Below are 5033 nucleotides of genomic sequence, written 5' to 3' on the forward strand. Positions count from 1 at the left end.
TATTCTTTGGGCTAAGTCGTAAGTCCTAGGATCTTTGCCATACGTCATGTCGCATACTTCTTTCCAAGTTCTTATTGCACACTGTTCAGCTTCTAATAATACTTTTAAAATCTCTTTTGGATCTTTCCAGTTCTGTGGCAAATAAGCATCTGCACAAGCTGAAATGTCTGCTACTTCCCTTATATCTCTAGGAAGAGATCCACCTAACTCATATATCCTTTGTGTCATTAGTTCGAAGTGAAGTCTATCTTCAAGTCTTGCATCTTCGGCTATTTCCTTTAGTCCCTCACCCTCTATTCCAGTCAGATGCATCCTTAGTATAGTATAGTAATAGTAGGTTGTGAATTCAGCTGCTGTGGCTTTAACTAACTTATCTATTAATTTTTTCACATCTAACCCAGATTTTTCTAGGATTTCTACTCCAACTGGTTTTATTTCGTTTTGACTCATTTGTTTTTCGCCTATTAAATAGATTCTAGTACTAGATTATAAAGCTTTCTAATTAAAAGTTACTTTAAATTAGGAGTTAGTTCAAATGAACTGCTGTTACCACACAGTGTGAGGGAAAATTAAAGTTAATTTTAAATAAGATACTATCTTAGTTAAAAGTTAGTCTAAGTAGAAGGTGAATATAGTTTGATAATATGCACTGGACTGCGTGAGATACAAGAAGGTAAAATGGAGACTATTGAAATAGGAGGAAAAGATTTGATAATCACAAATATAAGGGGAAAGCTTAAGTGTTTTTCAAGGTGGTGTCCACATAAAGGTGGGGATCTGGCTTACGGTGATATTATTGGAGATAATCAGATTAGATGCTATCTTCACGGTTACGTTTATGATCTGAATTCAGGGAAACCAGTGATGATACCTTACGTTAATGATTATGGGAAATGGAAGGAGACGTCTAACTTGGAAATATATGATGTAATTATAAAGGCGGGTGAAATTTGTGTGGAAATTATATAAAAACGTAAAAAGATCCTTATCTTTTCTTCATTACTAAATACACGCTAAATAGGATTACTACGAAGATCACTATAATTATTATCATTAAATTATCGGTAGAATAACTACCTTTAGGTGTTTCAGCGTTTGCAACTTTAAAGAAGAGTGGAGGGCTATAGTTTCCTTTATCCATTAACTTGTACAACATTTGATACGCTGTGTAGTTATTATTTATAGTTGCTATGTACCCGTAATGTACTGGATATTGCAATTGTAGAGGATAACTCCAGTTCTCTGGAGTTAATATTATTGGTTTTCTTGGCGTTTGAGAGAAATTAAACGCTTCAAGTATCGCTTTTGGACCAAACTCATTCACGATAGGGTTTAGATATGGCAATCGCCAGTTATAGTCTATGAAGGCTAGAATGGAGTAGCCAGAGGATGTATAATTGTCTATGAACCCTTCTTTGGAATATGGGGATATTACTATTAATGGTATTCTTTGCCCTAATATGAAGTAATTAGGCATTTGGGGTAGAGTATCAAATTGTGCTAAACCATTAACTATAGGAGGCGGGACTTGATCAAAATAACCTCCGCCTTCATCGAAGGTTATGAAGATTGCCGTCGAATTCCAATTAGGTCCTTCCATTATAGAATTTATTACCGTAGTTAAAGCTAACATAGCTAAGGTAGTATTATATGGTGGATGCATGTCGTAGCCTGGTATATGAGTATCGTATCCAGCTGGTCCGGTAAACATCACAAATGAGACAGATGGTAATTTGCCCTCCTTAGCTTGTTGTATAAAAGACGTTAAATCAAAATAATGATCGTTAAGCTCGTTTGCTCCCTTAAATAAGCTTAGTGGTAGGGGTGCTGTATTGTTATAACCTAAATATAGATCTGGACTGAGTATTTGAAAGTCTGGGGAGTATCCATACTCATACCATCCCCAGCTAATGTTGTACTGCGACAGTTGGTATACTATTGTTTCGTTTAACGGTAGTTCATTGAACTGTGGCGAGTCGTTATTCACAAATGTTGGGAATCCGGTAATGTAAGCTACTCTATTAGGTACTGTTACTGATAATTCTGGGCTAAAGTAATTGTCAAATAATACGTATTGTTCAGCGTAATCCCATAAAACTGGCGCTTGTTGATAAGAGATGTATGCTAATGATTGTGTACCAGACCCGTTAATGAAGCCATCCATTTTTCCGTAATTCCAATCGGTGAAGTAATTGTTGTTACCTTCAACTGGATCTATGAGAACGGTGGTATTAGCGTAATATGGATGAAGGATTTCGCCTTTATATGGGAAGGAAATCCAGGTTATATTACCCTTAGTTTGTTGAAGAAGTTGAAGTAAGGATAGATTATAGATGTAATTTACGGGTCTCATGAGGGACAAGGTTATATTGTTCACTATTGGAGGGTATCCAAAAGGATAAGTTCCAAATATGCTGTCAAAGGCGTGGTTTTCCAGAATTATTATTACTACATGTTTTATTGGAGTCTGTGTTATCATATTAGAGGACGTTGTGGGAAGACTAGTTATAACTGAAATAAAAATGGGTATTAGAAGTAAGAAAAATAGTCCACGGAGTTTTCTAGCTTTTCCACTTTCCATGTGATGTGTATTTGTAACCAATTTTTAAGGCTTTTGTATATAAAAAATGAAAAATATATAGTACTATAGATTAATCTTAAGGGTATGTGGGGATTCTGACAGCTTAACTAGGCTAATTTAGAGGCTTTTCCATGTCATTTCAGAGGTAAATAATCTTCATTTAATATCTTTCAATTAACTTAATAGTCCTCTCAAAAGCTTGTTTTGCTTTCTCAGCAATATCAGACGGGACTCTAACTGGATATATTTCTTCCTCTAATGATCTCTTTATCTTATCAATAGTTATCATAGCCATATAAGGACATCTAGCACATGCACATGCTTCAGTAGTAACTATTGGATAGAATTTTTTGTCCGGCACTTGTAGTTGTAAAGCGTTTATCATGCCTATTTCTGTGGCAACTATGAACTCCTTATTTGAACTATTCTTTGCAAACTCAATCATTTGATTAGTAGAGCCTACAAAATCTGCTGCTTGTAAAATCTCTAACGGGGACTCTGGATGTGCGATTAACAACGCGTTAGGATACTTCTTTCTAGCCAATTCTACTAATTGTCTTGTGTAATTTGCGTGAACTATGCATCTGCCGTTTGGTGGAACTATTATTAAGTTTTTGCCAGTCTTAGTTTTTACGTATTTAGCTAAGTTAGCGTCTGGACCAAAGATTATTTTATCTGCGTTAAGCTTCTTTACTACTTTTATTGCAGTTGATGAGGTTACGATATAATCAGCTAGGGCTTTAGCATATATGCTAGTGTTAATGTATAGTACGACGGGAGCATCTGGATATTCCTTTTTATATTTTTCTAATGTCTTTACATCTAATGAGTCTGATAAGGAACAGCCTGCATTAAGATCTGGAGATAGTACTAGTTTGTCCGGATTCAATGCTGCAGCTTGTTCCGCCATAAAATAAACGCCAGCAAATACTATTATGCTTGCATTTGTATTCATAGCCTTTTTAGCTAAGTCGTAAGAGTCCCCAGTGAAGTCTGAGACTAATTGTACTGAGTAGTCCATATAATTGTGACCTAATATTATTGCGTTCTTTTCTTTTTTTAATATTTTAATCTTATTTATTAATTCTTCTAACCTAGCCATGTTCTCCGAACATGTGTTCTTTACTAGAACAGCTATAAAAACTTTTTTCATAAAATAACTTTTTATATTATCGAACACATGTTCGATATATGATCTACATTTTCGGAACTGGGATTGCGGGTTTGTCTGCGGGAATAAGTTTGAAGAGAAGTGGCTATAACGTTACGATAATTTCTAAGAAGATAGATGGGGGATCAACTTATTGGGCTAAGGGAGGGATAGCTGTGAGTTTAGGTGAAAACGATTCTCCAGAAATTCACGCTAAGGATACTATACTTGTAGGGGATGGAATGTGTGACATTAAGGCAGTAAATTACGTTACTACTGAGGTTCGTCACGCTGTAAGAACCTTAAAGGATTGGGGGTTTAATTTTGACGAAGATTTAAGGTTAGAAGGAGGTCATTCTAGGAGGAGAGTGATTCATAAAACTGATGAGACCGGTAGGGAGATTTTCAGCTTTTTACATAATTTGGCAATTAAGGATAAGATTAATATTGTAGAAGATAGGCTGTTAGCCCTAAAGGTTATGGATGGGGTTGTGAGGGGTTTTGTCACTGAGAAGAGGGGTTCTGTTGACCTTTATGATGATTCTAAGGTTATTCTAGCTACTGGAGGTTATGCGTACTTATTCACGTATACTTCTAATCCGGCAACTAGTGTGGGAGATGGTATAGCAATTGGCTTTAGAGCTGGGGCGTTGGTTTCGGACATGGAGTTTATCCAGTTTCATCCTACAGTTACTGTGAATCATTTCCTATTGACTGAAACGCTTAGAGGTGAGGGAGCAATTATATATAACGATAAGGGGCAGAGATTTGCTTTTAACTACCACGAGAAGGGTGAGCTAGCCCCTAGGGATGTTTTGGCTAGGGCTATATACAACGAGTATTTAATGGGAAATAAGGTTTTCATGGATTTATCAAAGATAAGGGATCTAGAGTATAAATTCCCTGCAGTTATTAAGTTTTTGAGAGAGAATAATATAGATAAGAGTAAAGTCCCCGTCTTTCCTGGAGCGCATTTCACAATTGGTGGTTTGAGGGTAAATATTAGAGGTGAGACCAATATTAAGAATTTGTATGCGATAGGTGAAGTTTCAGATAGTGGTCTTCATGGAGCAAATAGGTTAGCTAGTAATTCTTTAGCTGAGGGACTAGTTTTTGGGATCAATATGCCTAGATACATTGATAAATGGGAGGGTAATAATGAAATTAGTGATGGTGAAGTATATTATGTTAGATTGATTAAAAGTGGGAAGAGTTTGGGATTAGATGAGATAAGAAAAATTAATTGGGAATATTTGGGAGTGTTCAGAGATGGGGAAGGGTTGAAGAAGGCTTTAGAAATAT

5 protein-coding genes are annotated in these 5033 nt (G+C 36.0%); 2 read left to right on the forward strand and 3 right to left on the reverse strand.

Going from position 1 to position 5033, the window contains the following annotated elements; all coding sequences use genetic code 11:
• Positions 1–450: ferritin-like domain-containing protein (locus DMP16_RS07815; RefSeq protein WP_143577060.1), on the reverse strand; the 450-nt coding region annotated here is incomplete at its 3' end.
• A 186-nt stretch (positions 451–636) separates the two neighbouring features.
• On the opposite strand from DMP16_RS07815, the gene DMP16_RS07820 reads away from it, so the two are divergent.
• Positions 637–969: a Rieske (2Fe-2S) protein gene (locus DMP16_RS07820; protein ID WP_069281643.1), complete on the forward strand. Its 333-nt coding sequence runs from the start codon at positions 637–639 to the stop codon at positions 967–969.
• A gap of 16 nt (positions 970–985) precedes the next feature.
• Here the strand turns inward: DMP16_RS07820 and DMP16_RS07825 are convergent, their stop codons facing one another.
• Both DMP16_RS07825 and nadA read right to left on the reverse strand, forming a co-directional pair.
• Entirely contained in the window at positions 986–2581 is a 1596-nt protein-coding gene (locus tag DMP16_RS07825) for an alkaline phosphatase family protein (RefSeq protein ID WP_143577061.1), read from the reverse strand.
• 160 nt (positions 2582–2741) lie between these two features.
• A complete protein-coding gene (gene nadA, locus DMP16_RS07830) occupies positions 2742–3683 on the reverse strand; it encodes a quinolinate synthase NadA (RefSeq protein WP_069284530.1) in 942 nt (313 codons plus the stop codon).
• A gap of 89 nt (positions 3684–3772) precedes the next feature.
• On the opposite strand from nadA, the gene DMP16_RS07835 reads away from it, so the two are divergent.
• Positions 3773–5033 (forward strand): FAD-binding protein (locus tag DMP16_RS07835; RefSeq protein ID WP_143577062.1); only part of this gene is annotated, 1261 nt, incomplete at its 3' end.

The organism is Sulfolobus sp. B1, assembly GCF_007050195.1.
In the GTDB taxonomy this organism is placed as follows: domain Archaea; phylum Thermoproteota; class Thermoprotei_A; order Sulfolobales; family Sulfolobaceae; genus Saccharolobus.

Coding starts and splice junctions, on each gene's coding strand:
- DMP16_RS07825 (WP_143577061.1), bottom strand. CDS start 2,581: ATGGAAAGTGGAAAAGCTAGAAAACTCCGTGGACTATTTTTCTTACTT.
- nadA (WP_069284530.1), bottom strand. CDS start 3,683: ATGGCTAGGTTAGAAGAATTAATAAATAAGATTAAAATATTAAAAAAA.